A 14,847-nucleotide genomic window follows, 5' to 3' on the forward strand; every position below is an offset into this window, starting at 1 on the left:
AATCGGTGGTGGACCCGCCTGGCGTCACAGCGCCAACACCTCCGGGGCTGGCAGAGGGTTGGTCCGTTGGCGCTGTGAGCCGGCACGGCCGCGACATCGATCAGGGAGGTGAGCCGATGTCGCGGCCAGCGATCATTGGCCGGCGGCCGGCAGCTCGGCGTAGTTGCCGTCCTTGTCGCGGCGGTACACGACGTAGTCGATCAGCGTGATGTCACCCTTCGGCGTGTAACTGATGTTGCCGAGCACGGTGTCCCAGCTTCCGGCCTTGATGGCGGCAGCGACCTTCTTGGCATCCGTGGTCTGGGCGCGGGTGGCGGCCTGGCTCCAGATCTGGAACGCGGCATAGCTGTAGAGCGTGTAGCCGTCGGGATCGATGCCCTTGTCCTTGAACTTCTTCAAGGTCGCCGCTGCGGTCACCTTCTTGCGCGGATCGGGCGAGAAGGTGAACAACGAGCCCTCGGCAAGCGGCCCCGCGATCGCGGCGAACTGCTTGTCGACCAGGGCGTCGCCGCCCATCAGCACCGCATTGACGCCCTGCTCGCGCATCTGGCGCAGGATCAACGCGGCCTCGGCATAGTAGCCGCCGACATAGACGAAATCGATCGATTCCTTCTTGAAGCGGGACACCAGCGCGGCGAAATCCTTGTCGCCCTTGGTGTAGGCCTCATAGAGCTTTTCCTTCACGCCCGCCGCTTTGATGGCGTTCTTGGTCTCGTCGGCCAGGCCTTTGCCGTAGGTCGTCTTGTCGTGGATGATCGCGACGTTCTTGGTCTTGTAGTTCTTGATGATATAGGCGGCCGCGACCATGCCCTGCTGGTCGTCCCGGCCGCAGACGCGGAACGTGTTCCAGAGCCCGCGCTCGGTGAACAGCGGGTTGGTCGAGCCGGGCGTGATCTCGAGCACGTTGCCCTCGGCATACGCGTCCGAGGCGGGGATCGAGGTCGACGAGCAGAAGTGCCCGACGACGAACGGAATCTTCGCGCCTGCCATCTTCTCGGCAACCGACACCGCCTGCTTCGGATCGCAGGCATCGTCGCCGACTTCCAGCTTCAGCTTCTTGCCGAGCACGCCGCCCGCCGCATTGATGTCGGCAATAGCGAGGTCGGCGCCGTTCTTGAACTGCTGGCCGAAGCTCGCCTCCGAGCCGGTCATCGGTCCGACCACGGCGACACTGATATCCTGTGCCATGGCCGCGCCCGACAAGGCCAGGCTCACGCCGAGCGCAAGACAATATTCTCGAAGTGCAAACGTCATCACATTCTCCTCGATGGTCTCAAGTCGCCTCAATGCATCGCAATCGACTCAGGTCGCCGGCTGCGACGATCACCGGGGGCTGCCTTTTATGCGCGCGATGGCAAGCAGGCTCGGACTGGGGCGACGGGGGATTGGACATATGCGACATCGGGCAACAATGTGAAACACGTTGCCGTGCATTGGCGCCTGGAATCATCCTGCGTGCGCGACCGCACAGAGCTGATGGTCGTTCGATCATGGCCGCACCAGCGGCTCGGGCTCTGCCGGCTTGACGCCGGCGCCGACCGGTGCCGCCGCCTCGACCGCGCCCTTCAGCTCGATCTCATAGGAGCCGCCGACCTTGATCGCGCCCCATTGCGTCGAGACCGCGAGGTTGATTCTCTGTCGCGTCGGCAAATCGGCATCGGTGTGGCGGTGAGCAACGGCGCTGGTTCGAGAGCACATAGGCAATCGATCGCTCACTGAACGAGGGGTAAGCGACCTGCATCGCCGCGATCATCCGAGAACAGCAGGGGCGTCGACCGCATATCCGCGCCGAGATACGCCGCGCCGGCCATCTGATAGTTGGCCGGCATCAAAGCGAGATGCTGGACGGCAGCATGGACGTCGCGCACGCAGCGTTCGAGCCCGCAGCTCACGTCCACCGATGCCGAGCCGCCGGCACCGAACATCAGCTCGGTCGCCTGCTTGGCCGTATTCGCTGCATGGGTCGATGCCAGCCACAGCGTGGCGCGCTCGGCAGTGCTGAGCGGCTTGCCGGCACTGACGGCCTGCCACGCCTCGGCCAGCGTGCCGTAGAGGAAAGCCCGTCCCGAGCCCAGCAAGGCCTCGGCCCGTCCGAGGTCGGCCTGGACCAGCGCGTCCTCGCCGAGCAGCTTGCGCGTGCGCGATGCGATCTTTCGCCCGACAAGCTCGACCAGGATGTCGATCGCGTGGCGGGCGATGCCGAGCGGCACGGCCGCGAGCGCCGCCCCGAACAATGCGATGGTCGGAAGCGCGTAGAGCGGCCCCTGCTCGACCGGCGGTTCGCGAAACGAGAGCGACCGTGCGGACGGCACGAAGGCATCCGCGATCGCATAGTCATGACTGCCCGTGCCGCGCAGCCCGATGCTGTTCCAGGTGTCGATGATCTCGCATTGCGCGGTCGGAAACAGCATGAAGCGCATCACCGGGGTGCCGTCGGGATGCAAGCGCGGTTGATCCCCGTCGAAGATCCGGCAGTTGCCGATCATCCAGCCGGAGTGCTGACAGCCGCTTCCAAGCGGCCAGCGGCCTGAAACGCGATAACCGCCATCGACGACGGTCGCCGTGCCAAACGGCCGCAAGGCGCCCGCGGTTCGGACCAGCGGATCGCTGCCATAGATATCGCGCGCGGCGTCCTTTGCGAGATAGCCGCCGAACACGCCATAGATGCCGCCGATGGCCATGCACCAGCCCGCGGCACCGTCGGCGCGCGCGATCTCCTCGACCACCCGAACGAGGGTCATCGGGTCGGCCTCCTCGCCGCCGATGGCGCGTGGAATCCAGAGCCGGAACAGCCCGGCCTGCGCTATCGCCTCAACAAGCGGAACAGGCAGCCGCCGCGACCGCTCACTCTCCTGCGCCGATGCCAGAACCAGCGGTGCGAGCGCCGCGGCAGCATCGACGAACGGTGACGTGATGGTGTCAGTCATTGCTGGCCTCGCGGATTGCTATCGGTGAACCGCCCCGCGCTTAGGCGCGGCAATGATGCGCGGCTCGGACGGATGCGACGGGGAATGGGACGCATGCGACATCACGCGACCACTGCATTGCCTGCGCGCGCTAATTCGGATTCGGAACGAAGATGACAATCTTCAGGTCTCGCGACGGCCTGAAGTTCGAATGGCGGACCTCGAAGCGGGTCGGCCCGGTCTTCTTGACGCCATCGGCACAGAAGCTGACTAAATTATTCGGCTCACCCTTGTCGATGGTGAGATGGAAGTCGCCGATCGGTGCCGCCCAGTTGGCACCGGTCGAGAGCACATAGGCGATCGACCGCTCGCTGAACGGCGGATAGGGCGCCCGCCTCGTCACACGCGCCCGCTCGATGGTGCGGATCAGGTCATCGTCGATGCAGTATGAAGCAAGCAACGCCGGCGCTTCCGGATTGCCGCGCCAGTTGTCGGCGCCGATGATGGTCTGCACGGAGCCACCGACGCTCGGACGGTAGGTTTGCTCGAAGGTGATCTCCCGGCCCGCGGGGAAAGTCTGAGTCCAGGTATAGGCCGAGCGCAACGTCCAGGTCGGCACCAGATGATCCTGCATCGGGCCGCCCGATCCGTAGGTTTCGATGGCACCGACACCGAGCTTGACCAGTTCCGGCCAATTCGATTTCGGCAGTTTGTCGAGCAGTTGGCCCGCGGGACCCCTGATCGGCATTAACGGAATCCCGAGCTTCCGCAGCAGCGCCGTCTGGTCGACGTCGTTCGCCAGCGCGGTCTGCTCGAGATGCGGCGCGGCCGGCTTGCCGTCGACAGTGACGCGGAAATCAAAGATGTTCTCGGGATCGTCGGTCGGGAGCCCGATATTCTCATCGGCTTCCTTGCTGACAATATCGGGCATCGGGAACGCGATCATGATGGTCTTGTCGGCGGTCGAGGTATTGAAGAAGCGGTAGACGATCCGGATCTGCTTTTCGGAGATGAACAGATCCTCCGAGCGCATCACGATATCGGGGTCCTGCTTGAAGCGCAGGCCGCCGGTTTCCAGCGCGGCGGACGTGTCGTTCGCCCGCACACACCAGGGCATCAGCCCGGCAAGCAGGACCAGAAAAGCCCGTTTGGCGATCGGAGGCATGGTGACAAATCCTCTTCCTGTCGCGAAGACGAAAGCTGCCTTTTATGGACTCAGCGGATATGCCGCACGGACGAATGCGACACTGATTTGGACATATGCGACATCGATTGCTGATGTGAATCGAATTCGTCGCGTGGCTGCCCGGCGACAAAGTTGTATGCCGACGGGCTGCCCGCTAATGATCGCTCGCGTTGGACGCTATTGTATCGTCGACGACCTTCATCACGATGGAGAAGCGGCATGCGCGGAACATATCGGCGGACACCCCGATTGTTGCTGTTGATCGGAGCTGCGCTGATCGCGACGGCTGCTGCGACAGCCGCGCCCGAAAGCGCGATCCGCTGGGATGCGAAGAACGCCTATCTCAAATGCGACGGCGCGATCGACGGCAGCATCGCCTGGCCTGCCGAACCGGAGGCCGCGTGCGCCGCCATGTTGATGTGCGCGAATGAGCGGACGCTGTCCGCGGAGCGTCACGGGCGGCTGATCGAATGGATCCGGCGGGTGCCTGGTTGCGGCGAGCCGTAGGCCACACACCGCGCGACCTCGGCCAAGAGGCGCGACGCCCGGTCAGGGACGCCGCGGCACCGCGCGGATATCCGATGGCGTCGCGCCGTAGTGCCGGCGGAAGGTGCGGTTGAAGTAGGAGAGATCGCCGAACCCGACTTCGAACGCAATCGTGCCGATGGTGCTGCGGCTGTGGCGCGGATCGGTCAGCAAATGATGCGCGCGCGCCAGCCGCTGGCCGAGCACGAATTCCGAGAATGTCGAGCCTGCGTTTTCGAACAGCCGCTGGATATGGCGCGGCGTCAGCTTCAGCCGCGCCGCCACCGCCGGCAGCGTGAGGTCGCCATAGCCGAGATTGGCATTGATGTCGGCCTTGACCGCGGCCAGCCGCGCGGCCGCCAGCCCGCCATCTTCCGCGCCCCCCGCCGCATCGCGATTGGCGCCGATGATCAACGCACCGAGATCGGTCAGATGCTTGACGACCGCATGCCGCAGTTCGGGCGTCGACAACTGGTAGCTGTCGTCGAGCTCCCTGATGTAGAGCGCAAGCAGCCGCATCGCTTCGATGTTCGCCGGCAGCGGGCGGATCAGCATGTCTTCGGGGTCGCGAACCAGCGAGGCAAGCACCTTGCGCGGCAGCCGGAGGCCGACGAAGCGGCTCGGTGCCACCGGGACCACCATGTTGCCGGCTTCCGCGCTCGACTGCAGCACGGCCTGACCAGGGCTGAGCTCGATGTCGCGGCCCCGCTGGGACGCGCGCACGTTGCCGCTTGTGATGATCGTCAGCACGAGGTCGTCATTGCCGTCGAGCAATTCGCGCGGTCGCGCAATCCTGAGATTGCTGCACGCCCAGGATCCGACGCCGAGCCCCGGCAACTCGCGCACATTCGCTTCGGCATGGAACGCGCCGTCATCGAGCGGCTCCGGATCGAGCTTCACGATCATCCGCCCGATCTGCTCACGGAAGATCGGCAAGCGGTCGCGCACGCCGAAATGCGCGGTCGAGAACCGGAACCCCGTCATATCGCCCGACTGCATTGTCATCGGCTCGCCCTCATGGCGGCGGAAGTCGCCGGTCATATAAGGCCGATTTGTGGCAGTACACGCCGATCATGGCGACCATGCAGCGCGGCCGTAGACGTGAACCTTTTCCGGGTTTCGCCGATAGCTCATCGGACAACTGTCAAGCGTGCGCATAAGCGTCTCAAATACGCGGCCTGGTGCAGCGAGCGACATCGCGTCGATCTTGATGTGGGTTTGTCGCGCCCGGATTCGTGATCGGGACTAAAATTGTCCTCGCTCCGATAAGCCCGAAGAGGCTCTCCACACTGCAGCACGAGGATAATTATAATTGACTGACCGGACGGTCAATAGTAATCCGGTCGCAGGTCATGCGACCTTCGCTCATAGAAGGCGCAACGGGAGGCCATCATGGTCAGCGAGCTGGTGTTGACCGATATCCGCGACCAACACGCTCAACTCGAACGCGAGCGCGACCTGCAAGGACGTGCGGGCCGCCCGGTTGACGACACCGAAGGCGTTCCTGCCGTTCTTGAAAGGCGCGCACCTGGTTTCACCGGAAGAGTCTAGATTGAACGTTCCGCCGGCAAGGCAAGACGCAACATTGATCATGAGTCAGAGGGGTCCAGTTCGATGACACAGCCTCAATCCAGCGACGCGGACAGCGTCATGAAGCTCGACAGCTTCGTTCGCGGAAAGTGGTCCGGCGCAGGCGAACCCGCCGCCGAGATTCACAGTGCCGTGACCGGCGACGTGGTGGCGCTCGCGACGCGGAGCGATCTCGACATGCGCGAGATCCTGGCCTATGGCCGCACGGTCGGCGGCAAGAATCTCCGGAAACTGTCGTTCCACCAGCGTGCCGGCCTGCTGAAGGCGCTGGCCGACACGCTGAGCCAGCACAAGGACCGGCTCTACAAACTGTCGCTGCATGCGGGCGCGACCCGCACCGACGCGATGATCGACGTCGATGGCGGCATCGGCACCTTGTTCGCCTATGCCAGCAAGGGACGCCGCGAGCTGCCGAACAGCAAATTCCTGCTCGACGGCAATGTCGAGGGGCTCTCCAAGGGCGGCGCGTTCGCCGGCCAGCATATCGTGACGCCATTGCACGGCGTTGCCGTTCATATCAACGCGTTCAACTTCCCGTGCTGGGGCATGCTGGAGAAGCTGGCGCCCGCGCTGCTCGCCGGCGTTCCCGTCGTCACCAAGCCGGCGACAGTCACTTCCTATGTCGCCTACGAGCTGGTGCGGATGATCACCGAATCCGGCGTGCTGCCGGAAGGCGTGCTGCAATTCATCGTCGGATCGACCGGCGATCTGTTCGACCACCTCACCTGCCAGGACGTGGTGTCGTTCACGGGCTCGGCCGACACGTCACAGAGGCTGCAACGCCATCCGGTGATCGCGCGCGAAGCTGTCCGGTTCATCGCCGAGCGGGATTCGCTCAATGCAGCGATCCTCGCGCCGGACGCAGTGCCGGGAAGTCCGGAGTTCGACCTCTTCATCAAGGAAGTGGCGAAGGAGATGACGGTCAAGGCCGGGCAGAAATGCACCGCGATCCGCCGCGCGCTGGCGCCGGCAGCGCAGCTCGATGCCGTCATCACCGCGTTGCGCGAGCGCCTCGCAAAGGTCACGATCGGCAATCCCGCAAACGACAAGGTCAGGATGGGGCCGCTGGTCGGTCTCGCCCAGCGCAGCGATGTGCTTGCCCATGTGGCCCGGCTGCGCGCCGAGGCTGAACTGGTGGCCGGCGATCCCGATAATTTCCCGCTGGTCGACGCCGACGCGACGCGCGGCGCCTTCGTTCCGCCGCTGCTGCTGCACTGCGCGAAGCCGCTCGCTGCGACCGCGGTGCACGAGATCGAGGCGTTCGGGCCGGTTAGCACCGTGATGGGCTATGACGATCTCGACCAGGCCGTCGCGCTGACCAATCGCGGCGGCGGCAGCCTGGTCGCGTCGGTCTACACGCACGACATCCCGACCGCGACCGAGCTTGCGTTCGGCATCGGCAGTTTCCACGGCCGCGTCGCGATCATCGACCGCGATTGCGCGAGCGAGCACACCGGACACGGCTCACCGATGCCGCAGATGGTTCACGGCGGCCCGGGCCGCGCCGGCGGCGGCGAGGAGCTCGGCGGCATCCGCAGCCTGCAGCACTACATGCAGCGCACCGCATTACAGGGCTCGCCTCGCATGCTGAGCGGCGCCACCGGCCGCTGGTTCAAGGGCAGTCCGGTGCTCGAAGGCGACCTGCACCCGTTCCGCTATCACTACGATGATCTCGAGATCGGCCGCACGCTGGTCTCGAAAGCGCGGCAGATCACGCTCGACGACATCGAACACTTCGCGCATTTCACCGGCGACACCTTCTACGCCCATATGGACGAGGAGGCGACCAAGGGGCACCCGTTCTTCCCTGGCCGGGTCGCGCATGGCTATCTGCTGCTGTCGTTTGCCGCCGGCCTGTTCGTCGATCCCGACTACGGCCCGGTGCTGGCGAATTACGGTCTCGATACGCTGCGCTTCGTGAAACCGGTCCAGCCGGGAGAATCAATCCAGGTCCGGCTGACCGCAAAGGAGAAGACGCCGCGCAACAAGCAGTATGGCGAGGTGCGCTGGGACGTCGAGATCACCACCGGCACCGGCGAGACCGCGGCGACCTACGAACTGCTGACGATGAACGCGATGCGCGCTTAAATCTTCAGCGCAACTCGACCTGCCGGCTGCGGCCGGCCGGTTTCGCTTTGCCGCGCGGCCGGGTCGCGGCCGCCTCCTCCGTACCAGCCAGCACCAGCTGCGCGACGAAGTCGGCATATTCCGCGCGGGTCATCGGCCCGCCCTCGCGAAACCACATGTAATGCCAGTTCAGCATGCCGAAGACGCTCATCGTCAGCGGCTTGAGGACGCGCTTCTGCTTCGCCGCCGGCACTGCCGCGGCGAGCGCATCCGACATGATCCCGACCAGGATCCGCTCGCTCGCAAGCAGCGGCTGCTGCTTCTCCGTCGGCAGCAGCCGGAGGCTTGCGATCTGTACCTGATGCTCGGCGTCGGCATGCCGGTAGAGCTCGAGCAGGGTCGCAACGATCGCCCTGAAACGCTCGATCGGATCGCCGGCCGACGCACTCGCCTTGCGAACCGCCGCCACCAGCTTTTCGAGATGCGAGGACAGAAGATCGAACAGGATCGCTTCCTTATCGGGATAATAGTGATACAGCAGCGCCTTCGAGACCCCGCAGGCATCGGCGATGGTGTTCATCGAGGTGCCGACATATCCCGAGGCGGCGAACAGCTCGGCTGCGCGATGCAGCATCGAGAGGCGCTTGTCGTCATAGTCCTTGGCGCGCGATCGGGCCATGTCGTTCCGTTCCACCAGCCGGCCGTGAAAGTTGGGAGCCACGGTCCAGCTTGCACCGGGCCGCATTCGAACCATCATTTATTGACCATCCGGTCGGACAATTCCATGGCTGAGTTGGAATAGCGTCTCTGTCTCGCGGTCCCAAATTCCTGTTTGACGCGCTTTCGTTACGTGAACCGGTACTCACTTCGCTTGAAAACGCTCCAGACGAGCGAAGGCCCCCAATGCAAAACGCATTGAGGGCCTGGCCGCGTCCCCCCGCCTCACACGGCTCTAACTGCTGAAGCCCGCCGGAATGAACGCCGGCAGCTTCTCCTCGATGAAGTGCTTGACCTCCGGCGAGTTGAAGACCTGGATGAAGGCCTTCAGGCGCGGATCGTCCTTCTTGTCCGGTCGCGCGGTGAAGCGCAGCACGAGGCCCTCGTCCACCGTACGGTCGATCACCAGCGCCGACTTCGGATCGCCGCCGGCCGGGATCAGATAGGTGATGTTGACCAGCGCCAGCGTGACGTCGTCGAGCGACCGGTAGGTCTGCGCCGGATCGAGCTCGACGATCTTCAGGTTCTTCGGGTTGTCGATGATGTCGAACCGGCTGACAGAAAAGCCCTTGCCCGGCGCCAGCTTGATCAGCCCGGCACGTTCGAGCAGGATCAGGCCGCGCGCGCCGTTGAGCGGCTCGTTCGGGATCGCGACGCTGTCGCCGGACTTGATCTCGTCGAGCGACTTGATCTTCTTCGAGAACAACCCGACCGGCGCGATCACGCCGACCTTGTCGACCTGGATCAAATTGAAGCCGCGCTGCTTGTTCTGGATCGCGAGATACGTCGCGTGCTGGAACAGGTTGGCGTCGACATCGCCGCTGTTCACCACCTCGTTCAGCGCGACCCAGTCCGACAGCTCGACGATCTTGACGTCCTGGCCCTTGTCCTTGGCAAGCTTGGCGGCAAACGCCGCCAGCTGACCGACCGGCCCCGCACTGGTCGCGATCTTGAGCGGTTCGTCGGCAACAGCGGCCGCAGTCATGGCAAGCAGCACCCCGGCCGCCTGCGCCAAGCACAACAATGTCTTCATGGTCTCGGTTTCAACTCCGTTGTCGGGGATCGATCAGGCCGCCTTGCGGCTGCTGCCGCCGGCCTCGGCCTGAGCCAATGCCTGGGTGAGGTCGGCGAGGATGTCGTCGGGGTGCTCGATGCCGACCGACAGCCGGATGTAGCCGGGCGTCACGCCGGCCGCGAGCTGCTCCTCGGCGCTGAGCTGCTGATGGGTGGTCGATGCCGGGTGGATCGCCAGCGACCGCGCATCGCCGATGTTGGCGACGTGATAGAACAGTTTCAGCGCATCGATGAAGCGACGGCCGGCCTCGACGCCGCCCTTCAGCTCGAATCCGACCAGCGCACCATAGCCGCCGTTGAGATAGAGATCGGCGCGGCGCCGGTTCTCCCCGCTTTGCAGGCCGGGGAAGATCACATGCGAGACGGAGGGATGCCGTGCCAGGAAGTTCGCGACCTTGATCGCGTTCTCATTGTGCTGGCGCAGTCGCAGCGGCAGCGTCTCCAGCCCCTGGATGAACTGGAATGCGTTCTGGGGCGCGATCGCGGCACCGAGATCGCGCAGCAGTTTGACGCGCGCGCGGAGAATATAGGCGATCGGACCGAGCGGCTTGGCGGCTTCGGTCCAGATCGCGCCGTGATAGGCATCGTCCGGCTGCGTCAGCAGCGGGAAGCGCTCCGCATGCGCCGCCCAATCGAAATTGCCGCCGTCGATGATCGCGCCGCCGATCGAGGTGCCATGGCCGCCGATATATTTCGTGGTGGAATAGACCACGATCGCCGCTCCATGATCGAACGGGCGCGCGATCAGCGGCACGGCCGTATTGTCGAGAATGAGCGGCACGCCGAGCGAACGCCCGATATCCGCAACCTCCCGGATCGGAAATACGTTGAGCTTGGGGTTCGGCAGGGTCTCGGCAAAGTAGGCCCGGGTCTTCGCATCGGTGGCGCGGCGGAAATTCTCCGGATCGGCCGGATCGACGAAGCGAACCTCGATGCCGAACTGCTTCAGCGTCTGCGACAGCAGCGTCCAGGTGCCGCCATAGAGATCGGTCGACGAGACGATGTTGTCGCCGGCCTGGGCGATGTTGAAGATCGCGTAAGCCGTCGCTGACTGGCCTGACGCCACGGCGAGCGCGGCCACGCCGCCCTCCAGCGCCGCCAGCCGTTCCTCGAACGCGTCGGCCGTCGGGTTCTTGATCCGGGTGTAAATCTGCCCGAGCGCCTCCAGCGCGAACAGCCGCGATGCGTGATCGGTGCTCTCGAATTGATAGGATGTCGTCTGATAGATCGGAACCGCCACCGCGCCCGTCGCCGGGTCCGACCGGTACGAACCGCCGTGCAGGGCGAGCGTCTCGACATTCTTGGTTTCGATCGGCATTTCCAAATCTCCCGAAATCCATGGACCCAGCATCAAAGGCAGCGGATGATGCGCAGCGACGCCGCGGCTGTCGAGACGTCGGCGAAAATAGCGATGCGCGTGCTGGCCGCACGTCGGATGGCGTCGCGAATTTTTCAGCTCGAGCCCCCGCCGCGTTGCATTTGTTTCGCTGCGCCCACGCGTTCAGCAGATCACCGGCACATTGATCTTCCCGTCGATCGCGTTGGCAAATCAGCGCGCCATGCCGGACGTGCCGGTCACCCTGAACGATGCAACGACGTCGAGCGGACCAATCCCTGCTGCGCCGGACCAGGGACGGAGCACGATTTTGATCCTGCTTCGCCGAATAGAAAATAAAGCCACGCTGGTGACGTGATAAATCACCTCTCTGTCCTCAATTGCCGGAAACTGCGCGATGACCAGACCGAAAGAGCTTCGCTTCAACGCGTTCAACATGATGGCGCCGAGCCACAACTGGGCGGGCCTGTGGTCGCATCCGCGCGACACCTCGCTCGACTACAACACACTGGACTATTGGGTGGACTACGCCCGGACGGCTGAACGCGGCCTGCTCGACGGCATCTTCCTGGCCGACGTGTTCGGCATCTACGACGTCTACGGCAACAGCCCCGAAACCGCTCTGCGCCACGCCGTTCAACTACCGAACGCCGAGCCGACCTTGCTTGTCTCCGCCATGGCACACGCGACAAAGCATCTCGGCTTCGGCATCACGTCCAATCTCACCTACGAGCATCCCTACCAGCTCGCCCGCCGCTTCTCGACGCTCGATCACCTCTCGCGCGGCCGGATCGGCTGGAACATCGTCACCGGCTATCTCGACAGCGGTGCCCGCGGCATGGGCCTTGCGGCCAATCGCGTGCATGACGAGCGTTACGAGGCGGCCGAAGAATTTCTCACGGCGAGCTACAAGCTGTGGGAAGGCAGCTGGGAGGACGGCGCCGTCCGCCGCGACCGCGCGGCGCGGATCTTCACCGATCCGGCAAAGATCCATCCGGTGCGGCACCAGGGGCGTCACTATCAGATCGACGGCATCCACCTCGCCGAACCGTCGCCACAGCGCACGCCGCTGCTGTATCAGGCCGGAACCTCAAAGCGCGGGCGCGCCTTCGCGGCCCGGCATGCGGAGGCGATCTTCCTCAACGGCCAGACCAAGCCGATCCTGGCCCGCGCCGCGCGCGAGATCAGGGAGGCCGCCGGGGAGTTCGGACGCGATCCCTATGACATCCGCCTGTTCGCTGGCGCGACCGTGATCGTCGCACCGACGCGCGCGCCGAGGCCAACGATCTGCTCGCGGACTACGCCGAGCATGTCGATCAGGCCGGCCAGCTCGCCTTGCTCTCGGGATGGACCGGCATCGATTTCTCGAAATATCGCCCGGACCAGGCCGTGCAATATGTCGAGAGCAACGCGATCCATTCGATGGTCGAGAATTTCACGGTGCGCAGCGACCAGCCGGTCAAGGTCGGCGATCTCGCAACGCTGAGCCGGGTCGGCGCGCGCTCACCGTTCGTGGTCGGCTCGCCGCAGGACGTGGCGGACGAGTTGATCGCCTGGGTCGATGAAACCGATGTCGACGGCTTCAACCTGTTCCGCCTGGTCGCGCCGGAATCGCTGACATCATTCGTCGATCTGGTGGTGCCGGAACTGCAATCGCGCGGGGTCTACAAGACGGCCTATCGCGAAGGCACGCTGCGCGAGAAGCTGTTTCCCGGACGCGGGCCCTACCTTGACGCCACGCATCCCGGCGCCGGCTTCCGTCGCTCGCCCTCGGCCACGCGCGCTGACGCCGCCGAATAGAGTGACTTGCGAACCTCTCGGTGACCGGCAATCAAACGCCCGTCACCAGGTTGCGATATAGGTGCCCTTGAAGCGCGTCTCGAGGAATGCCTTCACCTCGTCGGAATGATAGGCGTCGGTCAGCTGCTTGACCCAGGGCTTGTCCTTGTCCTCTTCACGCACGGCGAGGATGTTGACCCAGGGGCCATCCGCCGCCTCACGCGCAATCGCGTCGGTGGCGGGATTGAGCCCGGCCTGAACCGCATAGTTGTTGTTGATCGAGACCAGGTCGACGTCCTGCAACGCGCGCGGCAGCTGCGCGGCATCCAATTCGACGAAGCGCAGTTGCTTCGGATTGTCGGTGATATCGGCAATGGTCGAGGCGACGTTGTTCGGCTCCTTCAGCTTGATCACGCCGTGCAGCGCCAGGATCATCAAGCCGCGCGCGCCGTTGGACGGATCGTTGGCGATCGCCACCCGGGCGCCATCCGGCAGATCGGAAAGCTTCTTGTACTTCAGGGAGTAGACGCCCTGCGGGGAGGCGATGGTGTTGGCGACCTTGACGATCTTCCAGCCGGTCTTGGAGAGCTGGTTCTTCAGATAGGGCTCATGCTGGAATGAATTGGCCTCGAGGTCCCCGAGCGCGAGCGCCTGGTTCGGGATCACATAGTCGGTGAATTCGACCGCCTTGATGTCGAGCCCGCGGCTGGCGGCCACCTTCTTCACGACATCCAGGATTTCCGCGTGGGGCCCGGCCGTGACGCCGACCCGGATGGTGTCGGCCCTGGCCGCGCCGGTCAACAGCGCTGCAACGGCGAGCGCGGTCATCAGGATACGCATCAGTCTGTCCTCGATAGCTGAATCGGCGATTACCAGCTCGGCAACACCGCGCCCTTGAACTTGGTCAGGACGAACTCCTTGATCTCCGGCGTGTGATAGCTATCGACCAGGATCTTGACCCACGGCTTGTCCTTGTCGGCGGAGCGGACCGCGATCAGATTGACATAGGGTCCCTTCGGGTCCTCGCGCAGGATCGGATCCTTGACCGGATCGAGGCCGGCCTGTGTCGCATAGTTGGTGTTGATGACGGCCGCATCGACGTCGTCGAGCGCGCGCGGCGCCTGGGCGGCGTCGACCTCGATGAATTTCAGCTTCTTGGGATTGTCGATGATGTCGATGACGGTCGGCTTGAACCCGACATCGCTCTTCAGCTTGATCGCACCCTTGTCGCGCAGCAGCAGCAGCGCGCGGCCGCCATTGGTGGGATCGTTCGGAATCGAGACCTTGGCTCCCTCAGGCAGGTCGGCCCAGCTCTTGTGCTTGCGTGAATAGATGCCGATCGGAAAATTGACCGTCAGCCCGACCTGCTCGATCTTGTAGCCGCGATCGGCTTTCTGGTTGTCGAGATAAGGCTGGTTCTGAAACGAATTGGCCTGGATGTCGCCGGCGTCGAGCGCGGCGTTGGGCACGACATAGTCGGAGAACTCGATGAGCTGGAGATCGAGCCCGCTCTTGGCCGCAATCGGCTTCACGGCCTCGAGGATCTGCGCATGCGGCCCCGGCGTCACGCCGATCTTGATCGTTTCAGCCGCAGCCGCGGTCGACCAGACCGCAATCGCGCTCGTGAGCGCGACAAAGGATCGAAACAACATCTTGGTCTCCATGGA

Annotated in this window: 14 protein-coding genes and 1 pseudogene; 4 read left to right on the top strand and 11 right to left on the bottom strand. The window is 64.3% G+C overall.

Annotated elements, in window-relative coordinates; genetic code table 11:
• Positions 1–132: 132 nt before the first annotated feature.
• The 4 genes from ACVW17_RS37635 to ACVW17_RS37650 all read right to left on the bottom strand — a co-directional run bounded on the left by ACVW17_RS37635 (position 133) and on the right by ACVW17_RS37650 (position 4,071).
• Positions 133–1,254, bottom strand: coding sequence for a branched-chain amino acid ABC transporter substrate-binding protein (locus tag ACVW17_RS37635; RefSeq protein WP_456798879.1), 1,122 nt, complete (start codon positions 1,252–1,254; stop codon positions 133–135).
• Positions 1,255–1,488: 234 nt separating this feature from the next.
• On the bottom strand, positions 1,489–1,650 hold the full coding sequence (locus ACVW17_RS37640) for a hypothetical protein (protein WP_456749823.1): 162 nt from the start codon (positions 1,648–1,650) through the stop codon (positions 1,489–1,491).
• Positions 1,651–1,712: 62 nt separating this feature from the next.
• Positions 1,713–2,927 (bottom strand): acyl-CoA dehydrogenase family protein, encoded by a 1,215-nt coding sequence (locus ACVW17_RS37645; protein ID WP_456798880.1) that lies wholly within the window; start codon positions 2,925–2,927, stop codon positions 1,713–1,715.
• Between the two features lie 130 nt (positions 2,928–3,057).
• On the bottom strand, positions 3,058–4,071 hold the full coding sequence (locus ACVW17_RS37650) for a DUF4424 domain-containing protein (protein WP_456749825.1): 1,014 nt from the start codon (positions 4,069–4,071) through the stop codon (positions 3,058–3,060).
• Between the two features lie 240 nt (positions 4,072–4,311).
• Between ACVW17_RS37650 and ACVW17_RS37655 the strand changes: the two genes are divergently transcribed.
• Positions 4,312–4,599, top strand: a complete 288-nt coding sequence (locus ACVW17_RS37655) for a hypothetical protein (protein WP_456749826.1) — start codon at positions 4,312–4,314, stop codon at positions 4,597–4,599.
• A 42-nt stretch (positions 4,600–4,641) separates the two neighbouring features.
• On the opposite strand, the gene ACVW17_RS37660 is transcribed toward ACVW17_RS37655, so the two are convergent.
• Positions 4,642–5,616 (bottom strand): AraC family transcriptional regulator, encoded by a 975-nt coding sequence (locus ACVW17_RS37660; protein ID WP_456798881.1) that lies wholly within the window; start codon positions 5,614–5,616, stop codon positions 4,642–4,644.
• A gap of 393 nt (positions 5,617–6,009) precedes the next feature.
• On the opposite strand from ACVW17_RS37660, the gene ACVW17_RS37665 reads away from it, so the two are divergent.
• On the top strand, positions 6,010–6,168 hold the full coding sequence (locus ACVW17_RS37665) for a hypothetical protein (protein ID WP_456749828.1): 159 nt from the start codon (positions 6,010–6,012) through the stop codon (positions 6,166–6,168).
• Positions 6,169–6,267: 99 nt separating this feature from the next.
• On the top strand, positions 6,268–8,295 hold the full coding sequence (paaZ, locus tag ACVW17_RS37670; protein WP_456799027.1) for a phenylacetic acid degradation bifunctional protein PaaZ: 2,028 nt from the start codon (positions 6,268–6,270) through the stop codon (positions 8,293–8,295).
• A gap of 4 nt (positions 8,296–8,299) precedes the next feature.
• On the opposite strand, the gene ACVW17_RS37675 is transcribed toward paaZ, so the two are convergent.
• From ACVW17_RS37675 to ACVW17_RS37690, 4 genes are all read right to left on the bottom strand, one after another.
• Positions 8,300–8,953, bottom strand: coding sequence for a TetR family transcriptional regulator (locus ACVW17_RS37675; protein WP_456799028.1), 654 nt, complete (start codon positions 8,951–8,953; stop codon positions 8,300–8,302).
• Positions 8,954–9,226: 273 nt separating this feature from the next.
• The gene (locus tag ACVW17_RS37680; protein WP_456798882.1) at positions 9,227–10,024 is read right to left on the bottom strand and encodes a MetQ/NlpA family ABC transporter substrate-binding protein; all 798 of its coding nucleotides are present in this window, start codon (positions 10,022–10,024) and stop codon (positions 9,227–9,229) included.
• Positions 10,025–10,057: 33 nt separating this feature from the next.
• Entirely contained in the window at positions 10,058–11,383 is a 1,326-nt protein-coding gene (locus ACVW17_RS37685; RefSeq protein WP_456749830.1) for an O-acetylhomoserine aminocarboxypropyltransferase/cysteine synthase family protein, read from the bottom strand.
• 231 nt (positions 11,384–11,614) lie between these two features.
• On the bottom strand, positions 11,615–11,767 hold the full coding sequence (locus tag ACVW17_RS37690; protein ID WP_456749831.1) for a hypothetical protein: 153 nt from the start codon (positions 11,765–11,767) through the stop codon (positions 11,615–11,617).
• 31 nt (positions 11,768–11,798) lie between these two features.
• Here ACVW17_RS37690 and ACVW17_RS37695 point away from each other — a divergent pair.
• Positions 11,799–13,201 (top strand): annotated as a pseudogene (locus ACVW17_RS37695) (LLM class flavin-dependent oxidoreductase).
• A gap of 42 nt (positions 13,202–13,243) precedes the next feature.
• Here ACVW17_RS37695 and ACVW17_RS37700 read toward each other — a convergent pair.
• Both ACVW17_RS37700 and ACVW17_RS37705 read right to left on the bottom strand, forming a co-directional pair.
• Positions 13,244–14,020: a MetQ/NlpA family ABC transporter substrate-binding protein gene (locus ACVW17_RS37700; protein WP_456749833.1), complete on the bottom strand. Its 777-nt coding sequence runs from the start codon at positions 14,018–14,020 to the stop codon at positions 13,244–13,246.
• Between the two features lie 29 nt (positions 14,021–14,049).
• Positions 14,050–14,844: a MetQ/NlpA family ABC transporter substrate-binding protein gene (locus tag ACVW17_RS37705; RefSeq protein ID WP_456749834.1), complete on the bottom strand. Its 795-nt coding sequence runs from the start codon at positions 14,842–14,844 to the stop codon at positions 14,050–14,052.
• Positions 14,845–14,847 lie beyond the last annotated feature (3 nt).

It is taken from the genome of Bradyrhizobium sp. USDA 4473 (genome assembly GCF_054063335.1).

Bases quoted from the DNA above. Each gene is read 5' to 3' on its own strand.
- ACVW17_RS37700 (WP_456749833.1), bottom strand. From the start codon at position 14,020: ATGCGTATCCTGATGACCGCGCTCGCCGTTGCAGCGCTGTTGACCGGC.
- ACVW17_RS37645 (WP_456798880.1), bottom strand. From the start codon at position 2,927: ATGACTGACACCATCACGTCACCGTTCGTCGATGCTGCCGCGGCGCTC.
- ACVW17_RS37650 (WP_456749825.1), bottom strand. From the start codon at position 4,071: ATGCCTCCGATCGCCAAACGGGCTTTTCTGGTCCTGCTTGCCGGGCTG.
- ACVW17_RS37685 (WP_456749830.1), bottom strand. From the start codon at position 11,383: ATGCCGATCGAAACCAAGAATGTCGAGACGCTCGCCCTGCACGGCGGT.
- ACVW17_RS37675 (WP_456799028.1), bottom strand. From the start codon at position 8,953: ATGGCCCGATCGCGCGCCAAGGACTATGACGACAAGCGCCTCTCGATG.
- paaZ (WP_456799027.1), top strand. From the start codon at position 6,268: ATGAAGCTCGACAGCTTCGTTCGCGGAAAGTGGTCCGGCGCAGGCGAA.
- ACVW17_RS37655 (WP_456749826.1), top strand. From the start codon at position 4,312: ATGCGCGGAACATATCGGCGGACACCCCGATTGTTGCTGTTGATCGGA.
- ACVW17_RS37665 (WP_456749828.1), top strand. From the start codon at position 6,010: ATGGTCAGCGAGCTGGTGTTGACCGATATCCGCGACCAACACGCTCAA.
- ACVW17_RS37635 (WP_456798879.1), bottom strand. From the start codon at position 1,254: ATGACGTTTGCACTTCGAGAATATTGTCTTGCGCTCGGCGTGAGCCTG.
- ACVW17_RS37660 (WP_456798881.1), bottom strand. From the start codon at position 5,616: ATGCAGTCGGGCGATATGACGGGGTTCCGGTTCTCGACCGCGCATTTC.
- ACVW17_RS37705 (WP_456749834.1), bottom strand. From the start codon at position 14,844: ATGGAGACCAAGATGTTGTTTCGATCCTTTGTCGCGCTCACGAGCGCG.
- ACVW17_RS37680 (WP_456798882.1), bottom strand. From the start codon at position 10,024: ATGAAGACATTGTTGTGCTTGGCGCAGGCGGCCGGGGTGCTGCTTGCC.